Origin of the sequence: Actinomadura xylanilytica (assembly GCF_030283145.1) — a bacterium.
Taxonomy (GTDB): Bacteria; Actinomycetota; Actinomycetes; order Streptosporangiales; family Streptosporangiaceae; genus Spirillospora; species Spirillospora xylanilytica.
Window position 1 is genome coordinate 1,925,403 of the sequence record NZ_JASNWE010000001.1, and the last position, 25,664, is coordinate 1,951,066.

The following is a 25,664-nucleotide window of genomic DNA, read 5'->3' on the forward strand; positions in this document are numbered from 1 at the left end:
CAAGGTTGGTGCGGGCAAGGTCCCGCGTTTACCCGGCGGCGGGCCGGGCCCGTCCCGCCCGCCGCGGGCGAATCCTCAGGCCAGGGCCTGTTCGAGGTCTCCGAGAAGATCATCGATGTCCTCGATGCCGACCGACAGGCGGACCAGGTCGGACGGGACCTCCAGCGGCGACCCGGCGGCCGACGCGTGCGTCATCCGCCCCGGGTGCTCGATCAGCGACTCGACCCCGCCGAGCGACTCGCCGAGGGTGAACAGCCTGGCGCGCTCGCAGACCCGGACGGCCGCCTCCTCGGTGCCCATCCGGAACGACACCATGCCCCCGAAGGCCCTCATCTGCTTGGCGGCGACCTCATGGCCGGGGTGGCCGGGCAGGCCCGGGTACAGCACCTCGCGGACGGCCTCGTGCCGGGTGAGGAGCTGCACGACCCGCTCGGCGTTGGCGCAGTGCCGGTCCATCCGGACACCGAGCGTCTTGATGCCGCGCAGGGTCAGCCAGGCGTCGAACGGACCGGCGACGGCGCCCATCGCGTTCTGGTGGAAGGCCAGCCGCTCGCCCAGCCCGGCGTCGGCCGCGACCAGCGCGCCGCCGACCACGTCGGAGTGCCCGCCGATGTACTTGGTGGTCGAGTGCACCACCACGTCGGCGCCGAGCGCCAGCGGGCGCTGGAGATAGGGCGAGGCGAAGGTGTTGTCGACGACCAGCAGCGCGCCCGCGTCGTGGGCGACGCCGGCCAGGCCCGCGATGTCGGCGATGCCGAGCAGCGGGTTGGTCGGCGTCTCCACCCAGATCATCCGGGTGGCGGGCGTCACCGCCGCGCGGACGGCCTCGATGTCGGTCAGCCGCACCGGGTCGAAGACCACCCCCCACGGCTCGGCCACCTTGGCGAACAGCCGGTAGGTGCCGCCGTAGGCGTCGTCGGGGATGACGACGTGGTCGCCCGGACGGCAGACGGTACGCAGCAGCGTGTCCTCGGCCGCGAGCCCGGACGCGAACGCGAGCCCGCGCACGCCCCCCTCGACCTCGGCCAGGCATACCTCCAGCGCGGTACGCGTCGGATTGGCCGATCGGGAGTACTCGTAGCCCCCGCGGAGGCCGCCGATGCCGTCCTGCTTATATGTGGATACCTGGTAGATCGGCGGGACGACCGCCCCCGTGACGGGGTCGGGCTCCTGTCCCGCGTGGATCGCCAGGGTCTCGAATCCCTGTTGAACCTCGTTGTCCATGGGAACGAGGCTATCCACCCGTCCGCCCTCCTGGAGGAGGAGACGCTCCCCCGCAGGTATCACCCGGTATTTCAGCTGCTCGGGTGACTCGAACGGCCCGTACGATCTCTACCGTTTTAGGGGTATCCCCAGTCGAACCCCTGAAACGAAGGAAGGCGCATGTTCGCACGCCTTGGGCGCGGCGTCGTGAGACACCCGTGGTGGACGATCCTCGCGTGGATCGTCGTGGCCGCGGGACTGATCGCTTTCGCACCGGAACTGAAATCCTCGTCCGACCAGGAAGACTTCCTGCCCAGCAAGTACGAGTCCATCCAGGCGGGCAAGCTGGCCGCGACGGCGTTCCCGAGCGCCGATCAGAAGACCAGCCCGGCCATGATCGTGGTCAAGCGCAAGGACGGCGGCAAGCTGACCCCGGCCGACCAGAAGAAGGTCGCCGGAGTCGCGGCGGCGCTCCAGGCCAAGAAGATCCCCGGCGTCACCAAGGTGGCGGCCACGCCCGCCGCCAAGGACGGCTCGATCCAGCTGATCGCGGCCCCGCTGCCGAACGACTACACCGACACCAAGGCGATGGACACCGCCAAGGACGCGATCAAGAAGCTGCGCACCGAGAGTACCGCGCAACTGCGCGGCAGCCCGCTGACCTTCGGCGTGACCGGTGACATGGCGTCCACGGTCGACAACGAGAAGTCCGACCAGCAGACGATGGCCTTGATCGGCATCGCCACCATCGCGCTGATCATCGTGCTGCTCGGCATCATCTTCCGGAGCCCGCTCGCCTCGATCCTGCCCATCATCGTGGTCCTCGCTGTGTCGATGGTCTCCAACGCGGTCACCGCGATGGTCGGCAACGCCTTCGGCCTGAACTTCGACAAGGGCTTCGACATGATCGTCATGATCGTGTTGTACGGGATCGGGACCGACTACATCCTCTTCCTGCTGTTCCGCTACCGAGAGCGGCTGCGGCTCGGCGAGGACAAGAAGACCGCGATGATCAACAGCGTGGAGCGGGTGGGCGAGGCGATCGCCTCCGCCGCCGGCGCTGTCATCGTCGCCTTCCTGGTGCTGCTGCTCGCCTCGTTCAAGGCGTTCGGCGGGCTCGGCCCGCAGCTCGCCATCGCGGTCGGCGTGATGCTGGTCACCTCGCTGACCCTGGTCCCGGCGGTCGTCTCGCTGCTCGGCCAGGTGGTGTTCTGGCCGTCCAAGGCGTGGAAGAAGGAGCCCAAGCCCGGCCTCTGGGTCAAGCTCGGCAACGCCGTGGGCCGGCGCCCCCTCGTGGCCGCGGTCTCCTCGGGGCTGGTGCTCATCGCGCTCGCCACCGCGACGCTCGGCTTCAAGGCCGACTACGACTTCAGCGCCAGCGCGCCGCAGAACACCGAGTCGGCCAAGGCGATGAACGACCTGAAGAACAGCTTCCCGGCCGGGACGCTGACGCCGACCGAGGTCTACGTCAAGGCCGACCGGCCGCTGACCGCGGCCGAGCTGGCCCCCTACGGGCAGCGGCTCACCAAGGCCCCGGGCGTCGGCGACGTCCAGCCCCCGCTGTTCAGCCAGGACAAGACCGTCGCCAAGTACAACGTGGTCCTCAAGGACAACCCGAACTCCAGCACGTCGATCAGCCTGGTCAAGGGCCCGCTGCGCGACTTCGTGCACCAGGGCGCGCCCGCCGGGGCCAAGGTCCTGGTCGGCGGCCAGACCGCGGTGTTCGCCGACATCAACACCATCAACAATCGCGACCTGTCGGTCATCCTGCCGGTGGCGGTGCTGCTGATCGGCGTCATCCTGGCGCTGCTGCTGCGGGCGGTGGTCGCGCCCATCTACCTGGTGGGCGCGGTGCTGCTCGGGTTCGCCGCGACGCTCGGCGCCACGGTGACCGTGTTCCAGGGCATCGAGGGCAAGCCGGGACTGATGTTCCAGTTGCCGATCATCTTGTACCTGTTCGTGCTGGCGATCGGGACCGACTACAACATCCTGATGATCGCCCGGCTGCGCGAGGAGGCCCGCGAGGGCCACGATCCGCGGCGCGGCACGGCGCTCGGCATCCAGCACGCGGGTCCGACCGTGGCCGCGGCAGGCGTGATCCTGGCCGGCACGTTCGGGGTGCTGATGATCTCGCCGCAGTCGATGCTGGCGCAGATCGGCTTCGGCGTGGCGATCGGGATCCTGCTGTCGGCGTTCGTGATGTCGGCGTTCTTCGTGCCGGCGATCACCGCGCTGCTCGGCCACAAGGCCTGGTGGCCGGGGCACGGCGACGCGCCCAAGGCGCAGCCGCCGAAGCCCGAGGCACTGGAGGACGACCGGTTCGCCACGTCGGGCCGGCCCTCCTGAGAACGTCGGGTCGCGGGGCACCGGCCGGTAACGCCGCCCATACGGCCGGGACCCCGCGGCCCGACCCCCGGTAGAAAGGCGAAGCGCCGGAGATCGAACCGATCTCCGGCGCTTCGTCGCGTCCAGGGGAACGAGACGGCACCAGGGGACGGAGGTCCCGGGCGCCCGGCGGATCACCGGGCGCCCGGCCCCGAAACTACTGGGCGGGGAGCTGGGTGGCCGTCGTCCCAGCCGCGAGGTAGGCGAGCAGGTCCTGTCGAGTGATCAGGCCCTTGGGCTTGCCGTCCACCAGGACGACGGCGGCACCGGAGTTCTCCAGGACGAGCACGGCCTTGCTGACCGGCTCGCCGGAGCCGATGGTCGGCAGCGGCGCGGACATGTGCGCCTCGAGCGGCTCGCTGAGGCGGGCCCGGTCCTTCAGCAGCACGTCGAGCAGGGCGGTCTCCATGATCGAGCCGACCACCTCGGCCGCCATCACCGGCGGCTCCTCCTTCATCACCGGGAGCTGCGAGACCTCGTACTCGCGCATGATCGCGATCGCGGTCTCCACGCTCTCGTGCGGGTGGACGTGCACGAACTCGGGCAGCCCGGCGCCCTTGCGGGTGAGCACCTCGCCGACCCTGGCCTCCTCGGTGGAGGGGGTGAGGAAGCCGTAGTCGGCCATCCACTCGTCGCTGAAGATCTTGGAGAGGTAGCCGCGTCCGCCGTCCGGCAGCAGCACCACGATCACCGCGTCCGGTCCGGCCTCGGCCGCGACCCGCAGCGCCGCGACGACCGCCATCCCGCAGGATCCGCCGACCAGCAGCGCCTCCTCGCGGGCCAGCCGCCGGGTCATCACGAACGAGTCGCGGTCGGACACGGCGATCACCTGGTCGCAGATGTCGCGGTCGTAGGTCTCGGGCCAGATGTCCTCGCCGACGCCCTCGGTGAGGTAGGGCCGGCCGCTGCCGCCGGAGTAGACCGAGCCCTCCGGGTCGGCGCCGATGATCTGTACCCGGCCGCCGGAGACCTCCTTGAGGTACTTCCCGGTGCCGCTGATGGTGCCGCCGGTGCCGATGCCCGCCACGAAGTGCGTGATGCGGCCCTCGGTCTGCTCCCACAGCTCGGGACCGGTGGTCTCGTAGTGCGAGCGCGGGTTGTTCTGGTTGGTGTACTGGTTGGGCTTCCAGGCCCCGGGGATCTCGGCGGCGAGCCGGTCCGAGACCGAGTAGTAGGAGTCGGGGTGCTCGGGCGACACCGCGGTCGGGCAGATCACGACCTCGGCGCCGTAGGCCCGCAACACGTCGACCTTGTCCTTGGCGACCTTGTCCGGGCAGACGAACACGCAGTGGTAGCCGCGCTCCTGCGCGACGATGGCGAGCCCGACCCCGGTGTTGCCGGAGGTCGGCTCGACGATCGTGCCGCCCGGCGGCAGGGCCCCCGAGCGTTCGGCGGCGTCGATCATGCGGACCGCGATGCGGTCCTTCACCGAGCCCCCGGGATTGAAGTACTCGACCTTGGCCAGCACCTGCCCAGGCCGGTCGGCGGTCACCTTGCGCAACCGGACCAGCGGGGTGTTCCCCATCAGCTCGACGAGCGAATCGTGTACGTGCACCGCGTCGTCCTTGTCGGTTTCGGCGTGTTTGCATCCCTGTTCAACCCGCGTGTACCACGGGAGGGCGGGATGTGGATTCGGATAGATTCCAGTTTCCGACGGTAGCCCAGATCGGCCGCCGCGGGCATCACCACGGGAGCGGGGTGCGCCCGGTGGTCACGGAGGGTGGACGGACGATGCTGAGAGCGTTGACGGCACGGCGCATCGCGACGGCGGCGGCCTACGGGGGCGGCGGCATCACCGCGCTCGGGGCGGTGACCTTCGGGCTGGTGGTGGTCGAGGCCAAGCTCGCCCGGAAGATCATCCAGGCCGCCCCGAACGGTGAGCCGCCACGGTCCGACGGGGTCTACGGCGAGGGCAAGGCGGGCGAGCCGCTGTCGTTCGTGGTGCTGGGCGACTCCACGGCGGCCGGGCTCGGCGTCCGCACGCCGGACGAGACCCCGGCCGCGCTGCTGGCGCACGGCCTGTCGGCGATCTCCGACCGTCCGGTCCGGCTGACGAACGTGGCGCGGTCGGGGTCGCGGTCGGAGGTGCTCGCCGAGCAGATCGGCCCGGCCCTGGAGGCCCGGCCCGACATCGCGGTCATCATGATCGGCGCCAACGACGTCACCGCCCGGGTCCCGGCGGCCGAGTCGGTGCGGCATCTCGACGGCACGGTCGAGCGGCTGCTCGCGGCGGGCTGCGAGGTGGTGGTCGGCACCTGTCCCGACCTCGGCTCGGTCAAGCCGGTGATGCAGCCGCTGCGGTGGATCGCGCAGCGCGCCAGCCGGCAGCTCGCCGCGGCGCAGACCATCGCGGTGGTCGAGCGCGGCGGCCGGTCGGTGTCGCTCGGCGACCTGCTCGGCCGGGAGTTCGCCGCCGACCCGCGCGAGATGTTCAGCGAGGACCGCTACCACCCGTCCGCGCGCGGGTACGCGGCGGCGGCGCTGGCGGTGCTGCCGTCGATGGCCGCGGCGCTGAGGCTGGACGCCGACGCCGAGGAGGAGCTGCTCGCGGTGGCCGGACGGGGCACCGGGGTCCTGCCCGTCTACCTCGCGGCGGCCGAGGCCGCCGAGGAGGCCGGCACCGAGGTGGCCGGCACCCGGGTCGGGGGCAGCGAGCGCGGGCCCCGGGGCCGCTGGGCCACGCTGCTGCGGCGCCGCGGGGTGACCGAGGACGCCGGCACCAAGGCGATCACCCCGGGGAGCGGCTGAGCGCCCCGCGGAGCGCCGGGGCGGCCCGCGGGGCGGCCGGCCGGGTCGTCGACGATGCCCGCACCCCGGTCTGTCCCCCGCCCCGGGGCAGCGGCTAGATTGCATGTGACCGGCGGGTAACACCGTCCGCCCCGACGACTCCGGCCGGTCACCGGTCGCTGCGACCGGCAGGCCGCCAGACGTCGCTAGACAGGGAGATCCGCACATGCCCGAGGCAGTCATCGTCGCCACCGCGCGCTCGCCGATCGGCCGCGCCTTCAAGGGATCGCTGAAGGACCTGCGGTCCGACGACCTCACCGCTCAGATGATCACCGCCGCGATGGCCAAGGTCCCGCAGCTGGACCCGGCGCAGATCGACGACCTGCTGCTCGGCTGCGGCCTGCCCGGCGGCGAGCAGGGCTACAACATGGCCCGGGTCGTGTCGGTCCTGCTCGGCTGGGACACCGTGCCCGGCGCGACGATCACCCGCTACTGCTCCTCCTCGCTCCAGACCACCCGGATGGCGCTGCACGCGATCAAGGCGGGCGAGGCCGACGTCATCGTCTCGGCCGGCGTCGAGATGGTCAGCCGCTTCGCCAAGGGCAGCAGCGACGGCCTGCCCGACACCCAGAACCCCCTGTTCGGCGGCGCCGAGGTCCGCACCGCCCAGGCCGCCGAGGGCGGCGGGCCGGTCTGGCACGACCCGCGCGAGGACGGCGAGCTGCCCGACGTCTACATCGCGATGGGCCAGACCGCCGAGAACGTGGCGGCGCAGCGCGGCGTGAGCCGGCAGGCGCAGGACGAGTTCGGCGTCCGCTCGCAGAACCTGGCCGAGAAGGCCATCGCCAACGGGTTCTTCGCGAAGGACATCACCCCGGTCACGCTGCCCGACGGCACCGTGGTCGCCACCGACGACGGCCCCCGGGCCGGCACCACCTACGACAAGGTCTCGCAGCTCAAGCCGGTGTTCCGGCCGGACGGCACGGTCACCGCCGGCAACTGCTGCCCGCTCAACGACGGCGCCGCCGCGGTGATCATCATGAGCGACACCAAGGCCGCCGAGCTCGGCATCACCCCGCTGGCCCGGATCGTGTCGACCGGCGTCACCGGGCTGTCCCCCGAGATCATGGGCCTCGGCCCGGTGGGCGCCTCCCGCAGCGCGCTGGCCAAGGCCGGCATGACCATCGCCGACATCGACCTGGTCGAGATCAACGAGGCGTTCGCCGCGCAGGTGCTGCCGTCGGCGGACGAGCTCGGCATCGACCTCGACAAGCTGAACGTCAACGGCGGCGCGATCGCGATCGGCCACCCGTTCGGCATGACCGGCGCGCGGATCACCTCGACGCTGATCAACGGGCTGAAGTTCAACGACAAGCAGTTCGGCTTGGAGACCATGTGCGTCGGCGGCGGCCAGGGCATGGCGATGGTGCTGGAGCGGCTGAGCTGACCACGGGTAGCTCAGCACAGGTAGCTCAGCACGGGGTGCTCAGCACGGCCCGGTCGGCCGCCTCCGAGCGGCCGGCCGGGCCACCTGCGCGTTCCGGGAGCACGTCACCGTTACCAACGATCTACGTATCGTGGCGGATAGGTCGGCGTTGGGGGGTTGTCACATCCAGATCCCTGTTGCAGAGTCGGCAGAAAGAGCCCCGCGACCTGGAGGTGCCAGTTGTCACTGAACCACTCGCCGGAGACGCACAACAAACTGATCGCCCGCATTCCGCAGGTCACAGGACGTGACATCCCCGAGTGGTTCACCGCCATCGAGAACGGACCCTCCTTCGTGCGCTGCGAGGAACGCTGCAGTTGGCTCGCCGACGAGCACAACCTCTCGCACGGGTACGCCGCCGCGCTGGTGCTCGAGCACGAGCGCACCCGGCGCGCCCGCCACTACTGAAGGGCCCGGTCCGGGCGGTCCCACCCGTCCCGCCCCCGTCCGTGTTGCCGCGGCCAGGCCGGCCAACGGATGGCTCCCGCCGTCGCGCCGCCGCGCGTCGCGACTCCCGGCGCAGAGCCGGCCCGGCAACGCATCAGCCCCTCACCAGCTGAGCCGGTGAGGGGCTGCTCATGTCCGGTGGGACGGCGCGTCAGTCGCGTCCGCCGTAGAAGTACGACAGCAGGCGCAGCATCTCCAGGTAGATCCACACCAGGCTGAGCACCAGCCCGAACGCGCAGTACCAGGCGAACTTCTCAGGCGCCCCGGAGCGCACGCCCTGCTCGATGGAGTCGAAGTCGAGCAGCAGGAAGAAGCAGCCGATCAGGATCGCCGCGACGCTGAACACGTAGGCGAGCGGGTTGCTCGGGTCGCGGATGCCGATCCCGCTGTCCGGACCGACGAACTGCACCAGCAGGTTGAGCACCATCAGCCCGACCAGCCCGAGCCCGGCCGCGATCACGAACCGGGTGAACTTCGGCGTGACCCTGACGATCCGCAGCGCGTACACCGCGAGCGTGGCGCCGAAGGCGAGCGCGGTGCCGACCACCGCCTGGAGGACGACCCCGTGGTAGAGGTCGTTGTAGGTGTGGCTGACGACCCCGATCAGGACCCCGTACACGGCGGCGAAGGCGAGCACCAGCGGCGCGTTCGCCTTGCGGCCGAAGGTGATGAACGCCCAGATGCCGAGCTGCGCGACGACCGCGACGGCCAGCACCGGGAGGGCCTTGTCGGCCGGGACCAGCTTCCACGACAGCGCGGCGGTGACCAGCAGCGTCGCCAGGGTGAGGAAACTGCGGACGACGACGTCGTCCATCGTCATCGGGCGGGTGGACGGCGGCGCCGGTGGAGCGTAGGAGGGGGCGTTGTACATGTCGTGCGACTGCTGCGGTCGCGGGATGCCGTGGCCGCCCGCCTGGCGGCCGAAGGCATTGCCCCTGAACGCCGGATTCCTGCTCTCCATTCGAGCCTCCACTGTGGCCGAGCTTTCGATCAGTCTAAACGCGCACGCACGGCCGGTGGTTTCCGGCGGACGCCCGCGGCGACGGCGGCCCGGGCGCTGGTGCCCCTGGTCGGATTCGAACCGACACTCTGGCTCTTTTAGGGAGCCTGCCTCTGCCATTGGGCTACAGGGGCGGCCCCAATCATACCGGGGCGCCCCTCGACGTTCCGGTCACGAACCGGCGGCCCCCTGCACCGCGGGCTCGCCGACCAGGGTGACCCCGGCCCGCCCGTCCCGGTCGCGGCGGACGGCGCAGATCTCGTGCACCCCGATGCGTCCGCTCTCGCAGGCGAGCGCCGAGGCCGCCAGGTAGAGCAGCCACACCCGGGCCCGGCCCGGACCGGCCAGCTCGGCGCACTCGGTCCAGCGCCGTTGCAGGTTGGCCGCCCACGCCCGCAGCGTGCGGGCGTGCTGCTCGCGGAGCGCGCCCACGCCCCGCACCTCCAGCCCGGCGTCCTCCAGCTCGCCGACGATCTCGCCGAGCGGGCGCAGCTCGCCGTCCTCGGGGAACATATAGCTGGTGGTGAACGTGCGCCTGACCCGGTGCGGCCCGGGACGGCGCACCGGCTGCTGGAGCAGCAGCCGCCCGCCGGGGGCAAGCAGCTCGTACAGCCGCTCGGTGGACCGTTCGAGCGCCTCCACCCCCGACAGCCCGACGATCGCGTCGTAGGGTCCGTCACCGGCGGTGGCGAGGTCCCAGGAGCGCGGCTCGACCCGGTCGGCGAGACCGGCCGCCTCGGCCCGCGCGCGGATGTGGTCGCCCTGCTCGCCGGTGCGGACCAGCCCGATCACCCGGACGCCGTGCTGCTCGGCCGCGTGCAGGGCGAACGCCCCCCAGCCCGCGTTCAGGTCGAGCACCCGGGCGCCGCGGAACAGGTCGAGCCGCAGGGTGACCGACTCGACCGCGGCGCGCTGGGCGTCCTCCAGGTCGACGGCCTGGTCCCACCGCCCGGTGCCGTGCGCCATCTCGGGGCCGAGCATCCGGGCGAAGAACTCGGCGGGGCCGCCGAGCGGGCCGGCCGCGTCGCCGTGCCGGCCGGACGGGAACTCCTCCGGCGGCGGCTTCGGCTCGGGGCCGACCGCGCCGAGGGTGACCGCGGTCTTGACGATGTCGCGCTTGTCGTCGCTGCTCAGCACGATCGGACGGTCGCCGCTGCGCATCACCCGCTGGACGGCGCCGAGCGCGGCGAACACGTCGCCCTCGATGTCGAGCTCGCCCGCCACGTACGCGCGGACCAGGCCCATCTCGCCGGGCTTCCACAGCAGCCGGCGCAGCGCCCGGCGGTGCCGGACGACGAACGTGGGGGCACCGGCCGGGCCGACCGAGCTGCCGTCCCAGGCGCGGACCCGGATCGGCAGCTCGACCACGGCGTCCCGGTCCTCACCGAGCATGATCTTGGTGAGCAGGGGGGCGAGCCGGGAGGCGACTCCATCGGGCATGGTCGGGTGCGCCTCCTCGTTCTCCGGTGCCTACTCGTCGGCGGAACAACAGCGCGAGCGTCCAGTCCGCGGTGATCCGCATTTTGCGGTTGACGGTCGGCATCCGAGACAGATGGTACGTGCGGTGCATGAACCAGGCGAGAAGGCCCCTCACCTTCAGCCCGCGGACGTTCGCCGCGCCCTCCCGTTCGGCGCGGTGAAGTCGCCGGCCCGGCGCCGCTGATCACGATGTGCCGGGCGGACTTCATGGTGCGTTTCAAGGGCATGTGGGGAGCGATGCCCACAGACAGGTAGTAGTCACATAAAAACCCCCTGATCGCGGCGAACCTCCCAGCTCACTCGGACATCTCACATGATGTGCGTACGAACACCGCCAACACGGTGCATGTGCGCAAGGCGGTCGGGACAGGGCCGGACGGGGGCACCGAGCGACTGGGGCGGCGGACCGGCGGGGGCCGGTCCGACCGGGCCCCATCCGCTCGGGCAAGGCCCTGCCCCGGCCGCCACCACACCGCCGGGCGGTGTCAGCTCCGCCAGTCGCGGGCGCGCGTGAAGACGTCGTCGAGCATCTGCTCGGTCACGCGTCCGGTGAAGGTGTTCTGCTGGCTCGGGTGATAGCAGCCGAGCATCAGCACCGGCTCGATGCCCGGCGCGCCGCCCGAGCCGGCGCCCGGGGCGGACGGCGCCAGCTCGGCTTCGGCGCCGTGCCCGAACTTCGGCCGCGGGCGGGGCACCTGGTAGCCCGCCTCCTTGAGCACCGGCCAGACGCTCTGCCAGGCGAACCCGCCGAGGCAGACGATGCACCGGACGCTCGGGGCGACCTCCACCATCTCGCGCGCCAGCCACGGCAGGCACGCGTCGCGCTCGGCGGGGGTGGGCTTGTTGTCGGGCGGGGCGCAGCGCACCGTCGCGGCCACGCGCGTGCCGATGAGCCGCTGCCCGTCGTCCGCCCGGACGCTGGTCGGGAGCGCCGCCAGCCCCACCCGGTGCAGCGACGCGAACAGCCAGTCGCCGGAGCGGTCGCCGGTGAAGATCCGGCCGGTGCGGTTGCCGCCGTGCGCGGCCGGCGCCAGCCCGACGATGAGGATGCGCGGCTCCGGATCGCCCCAGCCGGGGACGGGCCGTCCCCAGTACTCCTCGCCGGCGAACGACCGGCGCCGCTCGACCGCGACCTTCTCGCGCCACCCGACCAGCCGGTCGCAGGCCCGGCACACCGACTGGCGGGCGCACAGCTCGGCGAGGCCGGGGGCCCCGGCCGCCAGCTCGGCGACCTCGGCCGGCCCGTGCGCGACGGGCGTGCCGGGCCCCGCCGGGTCGCCCGGCCAGCCCGTCCCGGGCGGGACGAAGGGCGCCCGGCCGGAGCCGTCGTCGCGCGAGGTGGGAGCGGTCGTCATGGCCCCGATCCTCGCACGGCCCGCCCCCGCCGGAGGGCTCCGCTCGCTACGATCTGACACGCCGGTCGGGGAGGCGGGTGCCCGGCAGACGCGCCACGCGAAGCGGAGGCAACCTCTTGTCGCAACCCGGCTGGTATCCCGACCCCCATGGCACCGGCGGCCTGCGCTGGTGGGACGGCCGGGGATGGACCGACCACCTCACCCCCGAGCCGCACCCCCAGCCGCGGGCGCCCGCCGTCCAGCCGGTCGACGCGGCTGTGCGCGGGCTGCGCCTGCACGCCGACCAGCAGGCCATGACGTACGGGAACGCCTCGCTGCCGTGGCAGCACGTGGAGTGGGTGGCCTACTGGGCGGCGAGCCTCCCGGACGGATACGGCCGCGGCCCCGGCGTCCAGTGGATCTTCCAGGTGGGCCGGCATCCGTTCCACGGCGGTCCCCGGGTGGAGGTCGTCATCGAGCCCGCCGCGCTCACCGGCCGGGATCCGGCGGCGGACTCCGAGCGGTTGTGGCTGCGGCTGGTGGAGCTGTGCCGGGCGCAGGCCGAGCGGCGGCTGGTCGCCGAGATGGCCGGACGGGTCCAGGCGGGCGAGTCGATCGACGTGGCGCACGGCCTGACCGTCCACCCGGGCGGCGTGCGCGGCCACCGGGTGTCGCTGAGCTGGTCGGCGGTCGCCGGCGCCACGGTGGAGAGCGGCCGGATCTGGATCAAGCAGTCGAGCGGCTCGACGCCGGTGCTGTACATCCCGCAGCAGAACCCGAACGCCGTGCTCGTCCCCGCCCTGCTCTCCGCGCTGAAACGGATGCGGGCGGGCTGAGCGGGCGGGCTGAGCGGGCCGGCTGAGCGGGCCGGCTGAGCGGGCGGGGCGCGGCCGGGCGGCCCGCCGGGTCAGGCGAGGGACCAGGCGATCCCGTCGAGGATGTCGTGCTCGCTGACGACCACGGCGCCGAAGCCGTACTCGCGCATGATGCGGTCGAGGATGAGCGCGCCGGCCCCGATCACGTCGACGCGGCCGGGGTGCATGACGCCGGCCCGCGCCCGTTCGGCCCGGGTGGCGTGCAGCAGGCCGCGGGTGACGTCGTGCACCTGGAGCGCGGTGATCCGCGACAGGTGGATGCGCTCGGGGTCGTACTCGGGGAGGTCGAGCGCGATGCCCGACACGGTGGTGACCGAGCCCGCCAGCCCGACCAGCGTGCGGGCCTCGTCGACCGGCACGGTCTCGCGGACGGCGGCGAGCGCGGTGTCGATGTCGGCGACGGCGTCGGCGATCTGCTCGGGGGACGGCGGGTCGCCGTCCTTGAGGTGCCGTTCGGTCATCCGCACGCAGCCGATGTCGACCGAGCGGGCGGCCTGCACCGAGGAGCTGCCGAGCACGAACTCGGTGGACCCGCCGCCGATGTCGACCACCAGGTAGGGCCGGGCCGGACGCAGCTCGGCCAGCTCCCGGGTGGCGCCGAGGAAGGACAGCTCGGCCTCCTCGTCCCCGGTGAACACCTCGGGCACCACGCCGAAGATCTCCACCACGCCGGCCACGAAGTCGGCGCGGTTCCCGGCATCGCGGGTGGCGCTGGTGGCGACCACCCGCACCTTCTCGGCGCCGTGCCGCTCGATGAGCGCCGCGTAGGCGCGCATCGCGGTGAACGTCCGGTCGAGCGCCGCGGCCGACAGCAGGCCGGTGCGGTCGACGCCCTCACCGAGCCGGACGATCTCCATCCGGCGCTCGACGTCGGTCAGCGTCCCGTCCTCGCCCTCGCCGCCGGCGGCGACGTCGGCGATCAGGAGGCGGACCGAGTTGGTCCCGCAGTCGATCGCGGCGACGCGCGTCATCGGGCCTCCCCAGTCTCAGCGGTCTCGGTCTCGGCAGTCCCGGGCCCGGCGGTCCCGGGCTCGGGGGTGACGCAGACGCAGGGGCCCGATCGCCACCATTCGGGCAGCGCGTCGAGCGCCTCCCGGCCGAACGGGTTGACGCCGGGGACCGCGAGCTCGTGCGCGACCAGGGCGTGCAGGCACTTGACCCGCTCGGGCATGCCGCCCGCGCTCTGGGTGCCCGCCGGGAGCGGCTCGACGCCGTCCTCGCGGGCGGCCTCGTCGCGGCGGGCCAGGTAGTCGTCGTGGGCGGCGTCGTAACCGGCCTTCAGCCCGGGGTCGTCGCCGAGCCGTTCCTGCATGCCGCGCATCGTCCCCTCGCCCTCCAGCGAGCCGATGGCCGAGGCGGCCTTGGGGCAGGTCAGGTAGAACAGCGTCGGGAACGGCGTGCCGTCCGGCAGCCGCGGCGCCGTCTCGATGACGGCGGGCAGCCCGCACGGGCAGCGGTACGCCACCCGGCGGAGGCCGCGCGGTTCGCGTCCGAGCTGCGCCGCCACGGCGGCGGTGTCGCGTTCGTCGATCATCTTCGTCCCCACCCGCGGATCACCGGATCCGTCTCGTGCCTGGGCCCGGGGTCAGCGGGGCCGGTCCGCGGCCTCCACCGACCGCCAGAGCGTCTCGTACCACGGCGGCTTGCTGGTCTTGCCGCCCTTCTTGGCCTGCTGCCCGTTCCCACCACTGCCGTCAAGGACGATGTAGCACTTCACCCCTGGCCGACAGTAATGGAGCCTTCGCGTCGCCTCACGCTCAATGTACGACTTATCGCCCAGCCGTTGCTTGCGGAGGCTGAGTTCCTCCACCTGCTTGCGGGCGACCGCCTCCTTGTGCTGGAGATCGGAGATCTCCTGCCGCTGGGCGATGTACTCGCGGACCGGGTAGGCCAGGCTCAGGGCGATCGCGCACATCACGACCGCCAGGATCGCGGCACGGCTGGTCAGCGCCGGATTGGCCCGGCGCGCGCCGTCCCCCGGGGAGTCGCCGTGGCGCTCTCCCCGGGGACCGGCGCGGTCGTCGCCCTTGGCCATGACGGGCTCCCGGCCGCCGGTCAGCCCCGCGCCTCGAAGCGCGGGAACGCGGCGGCGCCGGCGTAGCGGGCGGTGTCGCCGAGCAGCTCCTCGATGCGCAGGAGCTGGTTGTACTTGGCGACCCGGTCGCTGCGCGCGGGGGCGCCGGTCTTGATCTGGCCGCAATTGGTCGCCACGGCGAGGTCGGCGATGGTGGTGTCCTCGGTCTCGCCGGACCGGTGGCTCATCATGCAGCGGTAGCCGCTGGTCTGCGCGAGCGTGACGGCGTCGAGCGTCTCGGTGAGGGTGCCGATCTGGTTGACCTTGACCAGCAGCGCGTTGGCGGTGTCGGACTCGATGCCGCGCCGGAGCCGCTGCGGGTTGGTGACGAACAGGTCGTCGCCGACGAGCTGCACCCGGTCGCCGAGCTCGGTGGTGAGGGCCTGCCAGCCGGCCCAGTCCTCCTCGTCGAGCGGGTCCTCGATGGAGACCAGCGGGTAGGAGTCGAGCAGCTCGCCGTAGTAGGCGGCCATCTCGGCGGCCGTCCGCTTCTCGCCCTCGAAGGCGTAGCGGCCGTCGGCGTGGAACTCGGTGGCGGCCACGTCGAGCGCGAGCGCGATGTCGCGGCCGGGAGTGAAGCCGGCCTTGCCGATCGCCTCGAGGATGAGGTCGAGCGCCGCGCGGTTGCTGGGCAGCTCGGGGGCGAAGCCGCCCTCGTCGCCGAGCCCGGTGTTCAGGCCCTTGGCCTTCAGCACCGACTTCAGCGCGTGGTAGGTCTCGGCACCCCACCGCACCGCCTCGGAGAACGTGCTCGCGCCGATCGGCGCGATCATGAACTCCTGGACGTCGACGTTGGTGTCGGCGTGCGCGCCGCCGTTGAGGATGTTCATCATCGGTACCGGCAGCAGGTGCGCGTTGGCGCCGCCCACGTAGCGGTACAGCGGCTGCCCGGCGAAGTTGGCGGCGGCCCGTGCGACGGCGAGGCTCACGCCGAGGATCGCGTTGGCGCCGAGCTCGGACTTGTCGGGGGTGCCGTCGAGGTCGATCAGGACCTGGTCGATCAGCCGCTGCTCGTCGGCCGGAAAGCCGACGATCTTCTCGTCGATCAGCTCGTTGACGGCCTTGACCGCCTTGGCCACGCCCTTGCCGCCGTAGCGCTCGCCCCCGTCGCGCAGCTCGACGGCCTCGAACCGGCCGGTGGAGGCGCCGCTCGGGACGGCGGCGCGGGCCTCGGTCCCGTCGGCGAGCAGCACTTCGACCTCAACGGTCGGGTTGCCTCGGGAGTCCAGGATCTCCCGGGCAAGGACGGCGTCGATCGACGACACGGGCAACTCCCTGTTCAGACGTGTTCAGTGGTGTTCGGGTCTCGAGCCTATCCGCGCGCCCACCGCCGCGCCCACCGGGCACGCCGTACCCAAATCGGACGCCCGCCACGAAATCGTGCCAGGCAAGCGACTTGACGCCTTGATTACCTACATTGTCTACTGTGCACGTCAAACAGACTTGATAAGTAGGGAAACCCGACAATGCATCGCAGGTTCCGCGGCCGGATCGCCGTCACAGCCCTGACCGTCCTGGCCGGCGCGGGGACGCTCAGCGCCTGTGGGGACGACGGCGACGGCGGCTCCGGCGCGCCCGGCCAGCTCCGCCTGGGCTACTTCCCCAACATCACCCACGCGACCGCCCTGGTCGGAATCGACCAGGGCATCTTCGCCAAGCACCTCGGCACCGCGCCCAAGACCGCCTCGTTCAACGCGGGGCCGGCCGCCGTCGAGGCGCTGTTCTCCGGCGCGGTGGACGCCACGTTCGTCGGGCCCAACCCGTCCATCAACGCCTGGTCGAAGTCGCACGGCAAGGCCATCAAGATCATCTCCGGGGCGGCCTCCGGCGGCGTCTCGCTGATCGTCAAGCCGGGCATCAACGGCGTCCGGGACCTCAGGGGCAAGAAGATCGCCACCCCGCAGCTCGGCAACACCCAGGACGTCGCGATCCGCTACTGGCTCAAGCAGAACGGCCTGACCGCCAACAAGGACGGCAGCGGCGACGTCAAGGTCATGCCGCAGGAGAACGCGACGACGCTCCAGGCGTTCGCCCAGGGCGCGATCGACGGCGCCTGGGTGCCCGAGCCGTTCGCGTCCCGGCTGATCCAGGAGAGCAAGGGCAAGAAGCTGCTCGACGAGAAGACGCTCTGGCCCGGCGGCAAGTTCGTCATCACCAACCTGATCGTCAAGCAGGAGTACCTGAAGAAGCACCCCGACCAGGTGAGGAAGCTCCTGGAAGCCGTCGTCGAGGCGACCGACTCCATCAACTCCGACCGGGCCGGCGCGGAGAAGTCCGTCAACGACCAGCTCACCAAGCTCAGCGGCAAGCCTCTCGAGCAGGGCGTGCTCGACGCGGCGTTCAAGCAGATCGAGTTCACCACCGACCCCGTCGCGTCCTCGCTCATCCAGGGCGCCCGGCACGCCGAGGAGATCGGCCTGCTGGAGAAGACCGAACTGGACGGGATCTACGAGCTCGGGCCCCTCAACGGCGTGCTGAAGGCAGGCGGAAAGGCACAGGTCAGCGACAGATGACCGAGGCCGTTCAGGCCGTCCCGAGCCGGACCGCGGCGGTCCGGCTCGCGGGCGTGTCCAAGATGTTCGGGACCGGGGGCGCGGCGCTGCTCGCGCTCGACAAGGTGTCCCTCGACGTCGCCCCGGGCGAGTTCGTCTGCCTGCTGGGCGCGTCCGGGTGCGGCAAGAGCACCCTGCTCAACCTGGTCGCCGACCTGGAGGCGCCGAGCGCCGGGACGATCGATCTCGGCGGCGCGCGGGTGGCGCTGATGTTCCAGGAGCCCGCGCTGTTCCCCTGGCTGAACGTCACCGCCAACTTGGAGCTGGCGCTGAAGATGCGCGGCGTCCCGAGAGGGCGGCGCCGTGCCCGCGCCGCCGAACTGCTCGACTCGGTGCACCTGGGCGACTTCGCCGGGAAGCGCCCGCACCAGCTCTCCGGCGGCATGCGGCAGCGCGTCGCGCTCGCCCGCGCGCTCGCCCTCACGGTGGACGAGACCGGCGGCGGCCGGCCCACCGTCCTGCTGATGGACGAGCCGTTCGGCGCGCTCGACGCGATGACCCGCGACCTGCTGCACGACGAGATCGAGCGGATCTGGCGGGAGCGCGGGCTGACCGTGCTGTTCGTCACGCACAACGTGCGCGAGGCCGTCCGGCTCGGCGACCGGGTGGTCCTGCTGAGCAGCCGTCCCGGACGGGTCGTCCAGGAGTTCCCCGTGCCGATGGAACGTCCCCGGCGCATCGACTCGCCGGAGGTGGCGACGCTCGCGGCGTCCATCACCGACCGGCTCCGCGAGGAGGTCGGCCGCCATGGCGCATGACACCCGGACCGAGCCCGACCCCGGCGCCGCGCCCGAACCGTCCGGACGGGACGCGCGGCTCGACCGCGAGCTCGCCGGGCTGGACGCGCTGGAGCTGGCCGCCGGGACGCGCCGCAACCCGCTCGCCCGGGTCTGGTCGGTGGTCTGGCCGATGCTGACCGCCGTGCTGATCGCGGTGGCGGCCTGGCAGGTGGTGGTCTGGAGCGGCTGGAAGGAGAGCTGGGTCCTGCCCGGACCGGCCGAGACGCTGCCGGTGCTGTGGGACCAGATCACCCGTCCCCGGTTCTGGGAGTCGCTCGCGCTCACCATGCGGCGCGCGGTGATCGGGTTCGCGGTGGCGACCGTGGTCGGTGTGCTGATCGGCGCGGTGGTCTCGCAGTCGCGGGTGCTGCGGCGCGCGTTCGGCTCGCTGATCACCGGGCTCCAGACGATGCCGTCGATCGCCTGGTTCCCGCTGGCCATCCTGCTGTTCCAGCTCAGCGAGAGCGCGATCCTGTTCGTGGTGGTGCTGGGTGCGGCGCCCTCGATCGCCAACGGGCTGATCGCCGGCGTCGACTACACCCCGCCGATCCTGCTGCGCGCGGGCAAGGTGATGGGGCTGCGCGGGGTGAACCTGTACCGGCATCTGATCATGCCTGCGTCGCTGCCGTCGTTCGTGGCCGGGCTCAAGCAGGGCTGGGCGTTCGCCTGGCGCAGCCTGATGGCCGGCGAGCTGCTGGTCATCATCGGCGACACCACCTCGCTCGGCGTGCTGCTCTCGCAGGCCCGGGAGCTGAGCAACACCGCCGACATGATCTCCTACATGATCGTCATCCTGATCATCGGGATCGTGATCGACCAGCTCTTCGGCCTGGTGGACCGCGCCATCCGGGTCCGCTGGGGACTGGACGCGCGGTGATCCGATCCGCCCCGTCCCGGAGTGTCCGCCCCTGGACGGGGACCCCGGCGGCATAGGCTCTGCCGCGTCCCCCGACGCGTCTCTGCACCGGGGGGAACCGTGGGCCGCTTCACCTGGCCGCTGCGCAACCCGACGATCCGGATCCGGGTCACCGTGACCGCGGCCCTGGTCGCCGGGCTGCTCGCCATCGCCTTTTACATCGTCCTCATGGTGCTGGTGCGGCGGGAGGCGGCGGACAACAACAGGCTGTACATGGGCAGGGTGGGACGGCAGGTCACCACGCTCGTCCAGGAGGGCCGGCTCGCCCCCCGCGTCCTCAACGGCACCCAGGACCGGGTCCAGGTCGTCGACGCGCAAGGGCACATCCTGGCCGCCAGCCCGCGGATGGCCGGCTTCCCCCCGGTGAACTTCCCCTTGGCCGAAGACAGAACCTTCCGCCAAGGCCAGAGCTGCGACGTCCAGGCTCCGAACGGCGACTGCTTCCTCATCATGGCGTTCGGGGTCGGTGAGGGCCGGAACCGCCGGGTCGTCTACTCCCTCGACAACGACCCCGGGCTGCTGCCCCGCCCGCTGATCGCCACCGGGCTGGCGCTGCTCGTCCCGCTGATCAGCGGGATGGTCGGGTACGGCGCGTGGCACGCGGCGGGCCGCACGCTGCGCCCGGTCGAGGCCATCCGCGCCGAACTGGACGAGATCACCGCCACCGACCTGGAGCGCCGGGTGCCGGTGCCGCCCCGCCAGGACGAGGTCGCCCGCCTCGCCACCAGCATCAACGCCACGCTCGACCGGCTGGAGCGGGCGGTCGCCCGGCTGCGCGCGTTCGTCTCCGACGTGTCGCACGAGCTCCGCAGCCCGCTGACCGCCCTGCGGATGGAGCTGGAGATCGCGCTGTCCGAGCCCGACAACGGTGATCTCCGCGACCCCATGCGGTCCGCGCTCCAGGACGCCGAGCGGTTGCACGCCGTCCTGGACGACCTGCTCGCGCTGGCCCGGCTCGAGGCCCAGCGCGAGCTCGAGATCGAACCCGTCGACCTGCTGGAGCTCGCCGACCAGGAGGTGCTGAGCCGTCCCCGCCGCACCCGCGTCACCGTCATCGCCGACGAGCCGGTGATCGTCCGCGGCGGCCGGTCCGAGCTCGGCCGGCTGCTCACCAACCTGATCGACAACGCCGACCGGCACGCCGAGTCCGCGGTCACCATCGTGCTGCGCACCGACGGCCCGGACACCGCCGTGGTGGAGGTCTCCGACGACGGCCCCGGCATCGCCCCCGAGGACCGCGAACGCGTCTTCGAGCGCTTCACCCGCCTGTCCAACGGCCTCCACCGCGACGCCGGCGGCACCGGCCTCGGCCTCGCCATCTCCCGCGACATCGCGGACGCCCACCACGGCACCCTCACCATCACCGACCGCGCCGACGCCACCCCCGGCATCCGCTTCATCCTCCGCCTCCCCCGCTGACCCTTTCCGGCCGTTCCCGCCGGCTCCCACAGACCACCCATCGGTGTACGGCTTGCGCCCGCTGATCGACTGCGGGTCCGTGGTGTGCGGGTCGGTCATGTTCCTTCTCCTTTTCGGCACCAAACGTTCATATCAGATACGATCGTTCTATCTACGATCGAAGTGTATGAGATATGCGGGGTGGACGGATGAGGATTCTGGCTCTCGGCGGCTCAGGAGCGATGGGCGCCGTGGCGGTACGGGTGGCGGCCGGGCTTCCCGGCGTCACCGAGATCGTGGTGGCCGACCGGAACCTGAAGGCGGCCCAAGCGCTGGTGCGCAGGCTCGCCGAGGACGGCACCGGTGGCGCCCCGGTGCGGGCGCTCATGGTGGAGGTCACCGACAGCGCCGCCCTGCACGCCGCTCTGGAGGGCTCGGACGTCGTGCTCAACACGGTCGGCCCGTACTACCGCTTCGGCCTGACCGTGCTGCGGGCCGCGATCGCGACCCGTACCCACTACCTGGACATCTGCGACGACTGGGAGCCGACCCTGCAGATGCTCGACCTGGACGGGGAGGCCCGGAACGCCGGGATCCGCGCCGTGGTCGGCATAGGCGCGAGCCCGGGTGTCAGCAACCTGCTGGCCGCACGCGCGGTCCGAGAGCTGGACCACGTCCAGGACCTGTACACCGCATGGCCCGTCGACGTCTCCGGCAGCGGCGGGGACGACGAGCAGCTGACCGACACCGGCGGGCGCCCCAGCGCGGCCGCCGTGCACTGGATGGAGCAGATCAGCGGGAAGGTGACGGTGATCAGTGGTGGGCAACTCGTCCACCGGCGTCCACTCCTGCCGGTCGCCCTCTCCGTCTCCGCCGGACGCTCCGGCACGGCCTACACCGTCGGACACCCCGAGCCGGTCACCCTGCACCGCAGCTTCCATCCGGCCGGCGAAGCCGCCAACCTCATGGTCGTCACCCGGGGCACGCTCGCCTACCTCGACGTCCTGCGCCGCGACATCGACGCGGGAAAACTCACCAACGAGACCGCGGCGACCGATCTGGCCAAGCCCTCGGCGGCCCGCGCACTGCGGGCCACGATGGGTGCGATGACCCTCAAGGGGCCCGGGTCGCTGCCCCCGTTCTTCGCCGCCGCCACGGGCACCCGCGACGGCCGCCGGGTCACCGCTCTCGCCCGGCTCGCCGACACGCCCGGCGCCTCGGCGCTGATCAACGACATGGCGGAGGCGACCGGTCTGCCCCTGGCACTCGGGCTCGCGCAACTACTGGACGGCACCAGCGACCGCCTCGGCGTGCACCCCCCGGAGATCGCCCTCGACGCCGAGCGCTTCTTCCTCGACCTGGCCCGCCACATACCCGACCTGGCCGGCAACGACGGCCTCCGCGACGGCGTGGCCATCGAGGTGACCCCGGACCGGTGAAGCGAAAGCAGGAGAGACGACGCGCTCCTCGCGCGGTCACCTCCGGCGTGCACGTGGTGGGCGGTGTGAGGCGCGTATGCTCCGCAACGTCAACGACGGACGAAGGGCCCACTACTCCATGGCCGGAACGGCTTCATCCCGCGTGCCGGAACCGGCCGTCCAGGTCCCCACCCGGACGCTCGTCGAGGCGCTGATCCGCATCGACCACACCGTCGACACCGCCGAGCTCTACGCCATCGCGCCGCTGCTCGGCATGACCGACCAGCAGGTGCGGCTGTGCGTCAAGCGGCTGGTCACCGAGGGACGCTTCACCCAGGAGGGCCGGGGGCGCAAGGCAGTCCTTCGGGCCACCAGCATCACCGAGCAGACCCTCGGGCCCGACATCGAGTTCGTCGCCCACGCCTTCCAGCAGGACGCGGGCCTCGCCCCCTGGGACGGCGTCTGGCATCTGGTCGCCTTCGCCGTCCCCGAGACCGCCCGTCCCGCCCGCGACGCACTGCGGGCCGCGCTCACCCGGCTCGGCGGCGCCCCCGTGCAGGGCGGCCTCTACATCAGCCCCAACGCCTGGGAGCCGCACGTCGAGGCCCAAGCCCGCCACCTCGGCGTCCTCGACCACCTCACGCTGCTCACCACGGACAGCCTGCGCCAGGGCGACGAGCGCGACCCCGCCGCGCTCGCCCGTGCCCTCTGGCCACAGGACGAGATCGCCGACCGCTACCAACGACTCGCCTCCGTCGCCCGGCCGCGCTTGCGGCGCCTCCACGAGGGCACCGAACTCCCCAGCACCCAGTGGCTCACCATCGCGATCGAACTGGCCGCCGAGTTCACCCGCGCGATGGAGCCCGACCCCCTCCTGCCGCCGCAGCTGCTGTGCCAGCCCTGGCCGGGCACGCAGGCCCGCGAACTCGTCGCGCAGTGCTGGTCACTCTTGGAGGAGCATGCGGAGGTGAGCGAGCACTTCAGCCTCTTCCAGCTCTACCGCGACGTGACCCGTCCGTCGGTCGCCGGCACGTGAGGCCGAGGCGCCGAGCGCGCGTGCCGCCCCTATCCAGGGCGGCACGCCGCCGTTCGCGTCAGGCGAGATCCGCGGCGGTGACCGAGACCTCGATCTCGCCGGACGTCTCGGCGCCCATGGCGGTCGCGAGCCGGCGGAAGCGGCGGGCCTCGGCGGGACGGCTGCGCCGCTCCAGCGTGCGGGCGAGCGCCTCGTACGCCCAGGCGTTGCCCGGGTCCAGGTCGATCAGGCGACGGAGCGTCTCCTCGGCCCGGCCGAGCTGCGCGCTGTGGAAGTAGGCCCGGCCGAGCAGCTCGACCACCGCCCGGTTCCCGGGGTCCCCGGCCTCGACCCGGGCCAGGACTCGCGCGGCCTCGGAGTAGTCTCGGGCGTCGAAGAACATCGTCGCCCGCTGGAACTCCTCGTAAGCGGTCACGTCGCCTCCCTGCTGGTTGCGTCACGCAACTGAACCGGGAGGACGTCAGGTTTGTTCCCGGCCGTCCAGCGCGTCGGCCAGGCGCTGCCGCTCGGCCTCGAGGCCCTCGATCTGGCCGGCCAGCTCCTCGCGCTCGTGGAGGTTCTGGCCCTCGTCGCCGGAGTCGCCCGCGCCCTCCATCGGCGCGACCTGTTCGGCGCGCAACGCGCGCAGGTCGGTGTCGATCTCGCGGAGCCTGGCCCGCCGGTCGTGGTCGTTCATGTCTCTCCCCCGATGTGGCACGCCCCGGACGGGTCCCGGCCGGCCAGCGCGGCGTCGATCGCCGCGCCGAGCGAGGCCAGGTCGTGCGGGCCCTCGTGCAGGTTCCCGTTGATGAAGAAGGTGGGCGTCCCGGCGGCTCCGGCGCGCTCGCCCGACTCCCGGTCGGCGTTGACGCGGTCGCGGTGGCGGTCGAGGTCCTCCCAGGGATCGAACCCGAACCTCTCGCCGTAGGCGGTGAGGTCGGCGTCGGTGAGGGCGAGCTGGTGGCCGAAGAGCACCTCGTGCATCTCCCAGAACACCCCGTGGTCGGCGGCGGCCTCCGAGCAGAGGGCCGCGGAGAAGGCGTGCGGGTGGACCTCGCGCAGCGGGAAGTGCCGGAACACGAACCGGAGCCGGTCGCCGTACTGGTCCTGGAGGTCTTCCAGTACTCCGAACGCCTGGCCGCAGTACGGGCACTCGTAGTCGCCGTACTCGACGAGGGTGACCGGCGCGTCCGCGCGGCCGAGAACGTGGTCCCGCCGCGTGACCGGCGCGAGCGGCTCGCGTTCGGCCTCGGTCACGGGGACGGCGCCGGGCGGGGCGCAGGCCGCGCCCCGGTTCCAGGCCAGCCGGAAGATCACGAAGCCGAGCCCGGCGGCCAGCAGCGACCCGGCGATGATGCCGATCTTGGCCTCGCTCTGGAGCGCCGGGTCGTCGGCGAAGGCGAGGCCGGTGATGAACAGCGACACGGTGAACCCGATGCCCGACACGGCCGCGCCGCCGAGGAGCTGGCCCCACACCAGCCCGCCGCCGAGGTCGCCCCAGTTGAAGCGCAGCGGGATCCAGGTGCCGAGCGCGACGCCGACGAACTTGCCCGCCAGCAGGCCCGCGACGATGCCGAGGGTGACCCGCGAGGTCGCGGCCTGCCGCAGCGTGTCGCCGTTCAGCACCACGCCGGCGTTGGCGAGCGCGAAGATCGGCACGATCACGTAGCCGGTCCACGGATGCAGCCGGAGCTGGAGCCGCTCGTTGATCGACACGGTCCGCTGGACGCTGCGGGTCGCCTGCCGGGCCAGCTCCGGGCTCGGCTCGCGCGAGAGCGCCTGCACCAGCTCGCCGGCGCGCAGGATCTGGTGGTCCTTCGGCGCGTACACCACCACGGTCGCGCCGAGCAGGATCCCGGCCAGGGTGGGGTGCACGCCGCTCTCCAGCATCGCCGCCCACACCCCGAGGCCGAGCAGGACGTAGGCGGGCCCGCGCCAGACGCGCAGCCAGCGCAGCGCGACGATCAGGCCGAACAGCGCCACCGCGACCAGCAGCGCGACGACCGACAGGTCCTCGGTGTAGAACACCGCGACCACCAGGATCGCGCCGACGTCGTCGACCACCGCGAGGGTCAGCAGGAACACCCGCAGCGGCTCGGGGCAGCGGGTGCCGATCACCGCGAGCAGCCCCAGCACGAACGCGGTGTCGCTGGCCATCGGAACGCCCCAGCCGCCCGCTCCCGGCCCGTCCATGTTGACCAGCGCGTACAGCAGCGCGGGGACGGCCATCCCGCCGAGCGCCGCCACGAACGGCACCGCGAACACCCGCCGGTCGCGGAGCTGCCCGACGGTGATCTCGCGGGAGATCTCCAGGCCGATGACGAAGAAGAACAGCGCCATCAGCCCGTCGTCGACCCACTCCCTCAGGTCCAGCGAGAAGGCGTCCGCGCCGAGGGTCACCGACAGGCGGGTGTGCCAGAACGCCTCGTAGGAGTCGCCGAACGGCAGGTTCGCCCACAGCAGCCCGGCCCCCGTGGCGGCCAGCAGCACGCTGGTGCTGCCGGTCTCGGTGGCCAGGAAGCTGCGCAGCCCCTCCGGCACCGCGCGGGACGCGACGGAACGCTCGGTCATGGGGC

23 protein-coding genes and 1 tRNA gene are annotated in these 25,664 nt (G+C 72.3%); 11 read left to right on the plus strand and 13 right to left on the minus strand.

What is annotated here, in order from left to right; translation table 11 throughout:
• Positions 1-75: 75 nt before the first annotated feature.
• On the minus strand, positions 76-1,224 hold the full coding sequence (locus tag QP090_RS08960; protein WP_285938078.1) for a cystathionine gamma-synthase: 1,149 nt from the start codon (positions 1,222-1,224) through the stop codon (positions 76-78).
• A gap of 159 nt (positions 1,225-1,383) precedes the next feature.
• Between QP090_RS08960 and QP090_RS08965 the strand changes: the two genes are divergently transcribed.
• Positions 1,384-3,549, plus strand: a complete 2,166-nt coding sequence (locus QP090_RS08965) for an MMPL family transporter (RefSeq protein ID WP_285938080.1) — start codon at positions 1,384-1,386, stop codon at positions 3,547-3,549.
• Between the two features lie 196 nt (positions 3,550-3,745).
• Here the strand turns inward: QP090_RS08965 and QP090_RS08970 are convergent, their stop codons facing one another.
• Positions 3,746-5,143 (minus strand): cystathionine beta-synthase, encoded by a 1,398-nt coding sequence (locus QP090_RS08970; protein WP_285938081.1) that lies wholly within the window; start codon positions 5,141-5,143, stop codon positions 3,746-3,748.
• Between the two features lie 176 nt (positions 5,144-5,319).
• Here QP090_RS08970 and QP090_RS08975 point away from each other — a divergent pair, with 176 nt between their 5' ends.
• From QP090_RS08975 to QP090_RS08985, 3 genes are all read left to right on the plus strand, one after another.
• Entirely contained in the window at positions 5,320-6,336 is a 1,017-nt protein-coding gene (locus QP090_RS08975) for an SGNH/GDSL hydrolase family protein (RefSeq protein WP_285938082.1), read from the plus strand.
• 205 nt (positions 6,337-6,541) lie between these two features.
• Positions 6,542-7,762 carry an acetyl-CoA C-acetyltransferase gene (locus QP090_RS08980; RefSeq protein ID WP_285938083.1) on the plus strand — a complete coding sequence of 407 codons (1,221 nt, stop codon included), beginning with the start codon at positions 6,542-6,544 and terminating at the stop codon, positions 7,760-7,762.
• 219 nt (positions 7,763-7,981) lie between these two features.
• Positions 7,982-8,209: a DUF4287 domain-containing protein gene (locus QP090_RS08985; protein ID WP_285938084.1), complete on the plus strand. Its 228-nt coding sequence runs from the start codon at positions 7,982-7,984 to the stop codon at positions 8,207-8,209.
• Positions 8,210-8,399: 190 nt separating this feature from the next.
• On the opposite strand, the gene QP090_RS08990 is transcribed toward QP090_RS08985, so the two are convergent.
• From QP090_RS08990 to QP090_RS09010, 4 genes are all read right to left on the minus strand, one after another.
• Positions 8,400-9,209, minus strand: coding sequence for a Bax inhibitor-1/YccA family protein (locus QP090_RS08990; RefSeq protein ID WP_285938086.1), 810 nt, complete (start codon positions 9,207-9,209; stop codon positions 8,400-8,402).
• 97 nt (positions 9,210-9,306) lie between these two features.
• A tRNA-Leu gene (locus tag QP090_RS08995) sits at positions 9,307-9,382 on the minus strand.
• A 37-nt stretch (positions 9,383-9,419) separates the two neighbouring features.
• Entirely contained in the window at positions 9,420-10,688 is a 1,269-nt protein-coding gene (locus QP090_RS09000) for a class I SAM-dependent methyltransferase (protein WP_285938087.1), read from the minus strand.
• A gap of 524 nt (positions 10,689-11,212) precedes the next feature.
• Entirely contained in the window at positions 11,213-12,082 is an 870-nt protein-coding gene (locus QP090_RS09010) for a uracil-DNA glycosylase (protein WP_285938088.1), read from the minus strand.
• 116 nt (positions 12,083-12,198) lie between these two features.
• On the opposite strand from QP090_RS09010, the gene QP090_RS09015 reads away from it, so the two are divergent.
• A complete protein-coding gene (locus tag QP090_RS09015) occupies positions 12,199-12,897 on the plus strand; it encodes a DUF2510 domain-containing protein (RefSeq protein WP_285938089.1) in 699 nt (232 codons plus the stop codon).
• Positions 12,898-12,968: 71 nt separating this feature from the next.
• Here QP090_RS09015 and QP090_RS09020 read toward each other — a convergent pair whose 3' ends face one another.
• The 4 genes from QP090_RS09020 to eno are packed head-to-tail and all read right to left on the minus strand — an operon-like array spanning position 12,969 to position 16,275.
• On the minus strand, positions 12,969-13,907 hold the full coding sequence (locus QP090_RS09020; protein ID WP_285938090.1) for a Ppx/GppA phosphatase family protein: 939 nt from the start codon (positions 13,905-13,907) through the stop codon (positions 12,969-12,971).
• On the minus strand, positions 13,904-14,470 hold the full coding sequence (locus tag QP090_RS09025; protein ID WP_285938091.1) for a DUF501 domain-containing protein: 567 nt from the start codon (positions 14,468-14,470) through the stop codon (positions 13,904-13,906). The genes QP090_RS09020 and QP090_RS09025 overlap by 4 nt, the downstream gene beginning before the upstream one ends.
• A gap of 51 nt (positions 14,471-14,521) precedes the next feature.
• Positions 14,522-14,971, minus strand: a complete 450-nt coding sequence (locus QP090_RS09030) for an FtsB family cell division protein (RefSeq protein WP_285938092.1) — start codon at positions 14,969-14,971, stop codon at positions 14,522-14,524.
• Between the two features lie 20 nt (positions 14,972-14,991).
• Entirely contained in the window at positions 14,992-16,275 is a 1,284-nt protein-coding gene (gene eno / locus QP090_RS09035; protein WP_285938094.1) for a phosphopyruvate hydratase, read from the minus strand.
• 201 nt (positions 16,276-16,476) lie between these two features.
• On the opposite strand from eno, the gene QP090_RS09040 reads away from it, so the two are divergent.
• From QP090_RS09040 to QP090_RS09065, 6 genes are all read left to right on the plus strand, one after another.
• Positions 16,477-17,523 carry an ABC transporter substrate-binding protein gene (locus QP090_RS09040; RefSeq protein WP_285938095.1) on the plus strand — a complete coding sequence of 349 codons (1,047 nt, stop codon included), beginning with the start codon at positions 16,477-16,479 and terminating at the stop codon, positions 17,521-17,523.
• Positions 17,520-18,320, plus strand: a complete 801-nt coding sequence (locus QP090_RS09045) for an ABC transporter ATP-binding protein (protein WP_285938096.1) — start codon at positions 17,520-17,522, stop codon at positions 18,318-18,320. The genes QP090_RS09040 and QP090_RS09045 overlap by 4 nt, the downstream gene beginning before the upstream one ends.
• Positions 18,310-19,218 carry an ABC transporter permease gene (locus QP090_RS09050; protein WP_285938097.1) on the plus strand — a complete coding sequence of 303 codons (909 nt, stop codon included), beginning with the start codon at positions 18,310-18,312 and terminating at the stop codon, positions 19,216-19,218. Before QP090_RS09045 ends, QP090_RS09050 begins: the two co-directional genes overlap by 11 nt.
• 99 nt (positions 19,219-19,317) lie before the next feature.
• Entirely contained in the window at positions 19,318-20,676 is a 1,359-nt protein-coding gene (locus QP090_RS09055) for a sensor histidine kinase (protein WP_285938098.1), read from the plus strand.
• 188 nt (positions 20,677-20,864) lie between these two features.
• Entirely contained in the window at positions 20,865-22,094 is a 1,230-nt protein-coding gene (locus tag QP090_RS09060; RefSeq protein WP_285938099.1) for a saccharopine dehydrogenase family protein, read from the plus strand.
• A 142-nt stretch (positions 22,095-22,236) separates the two neighbouring features.
• Complete coding sequence (locus QP090_RS09065) at positions 22,237-23,109, plus strand: PaaX family transcriptional regulator C-terminal domain-containing protein (protein ID WP_285938101.1); 873 nt, start codon at positions 22,237-22,239, stop codon at positions 23,107-23,109.
• A gap of 58 nt (positions 23,110-23,167) precedes the next feature.
• Here the strand turns inward: QP090_RS09065 and QP090_RS09070 are convergent, their stop codons facing one another.
• From QP090_RS09070 to nhaA, 3 genes are all read right to left on the minus strand, one after another.
• Positions 23,168-23,491 carry a tetratricopeptide repeat protein gene (locus QP090_RS09070; RefSeq protein WP_285938617.1) on the minus strand — a complete coding sequence of 108 codons (324 nt, stop codon included), beginning with the start codon at positions 23,489-23,491 and terminating at the stop codon, positions 23,168-23,170.
• 78 nt (positions 23,492-23,569) lie between these two features.
• A complete protein-coding gene (locus tag QP090_RS09075) occupies positions 23,570-23,785 on the minus strand; it encodes a hypothetical protein (protein WP_285938102.1) in 216 nt (71 codons plus the stop codon).
• A complete protein-coding gene (gene nhaA / locus QP090_RS09080) occupies positions 23,782-25,659 on the minus strand; it encodes a Na+/H+ antiporter NhaA (RefSeq protein WP_285938103.1) in 1,878 nt (625 codons plus the stop codon). Before nhaA ends, QP090_RS09075 begins: the two co-directional genes overlap by 4 nt.
• Between the last annotated feature and the right edge of the window lie 5 nt (positions 25,660-25,664).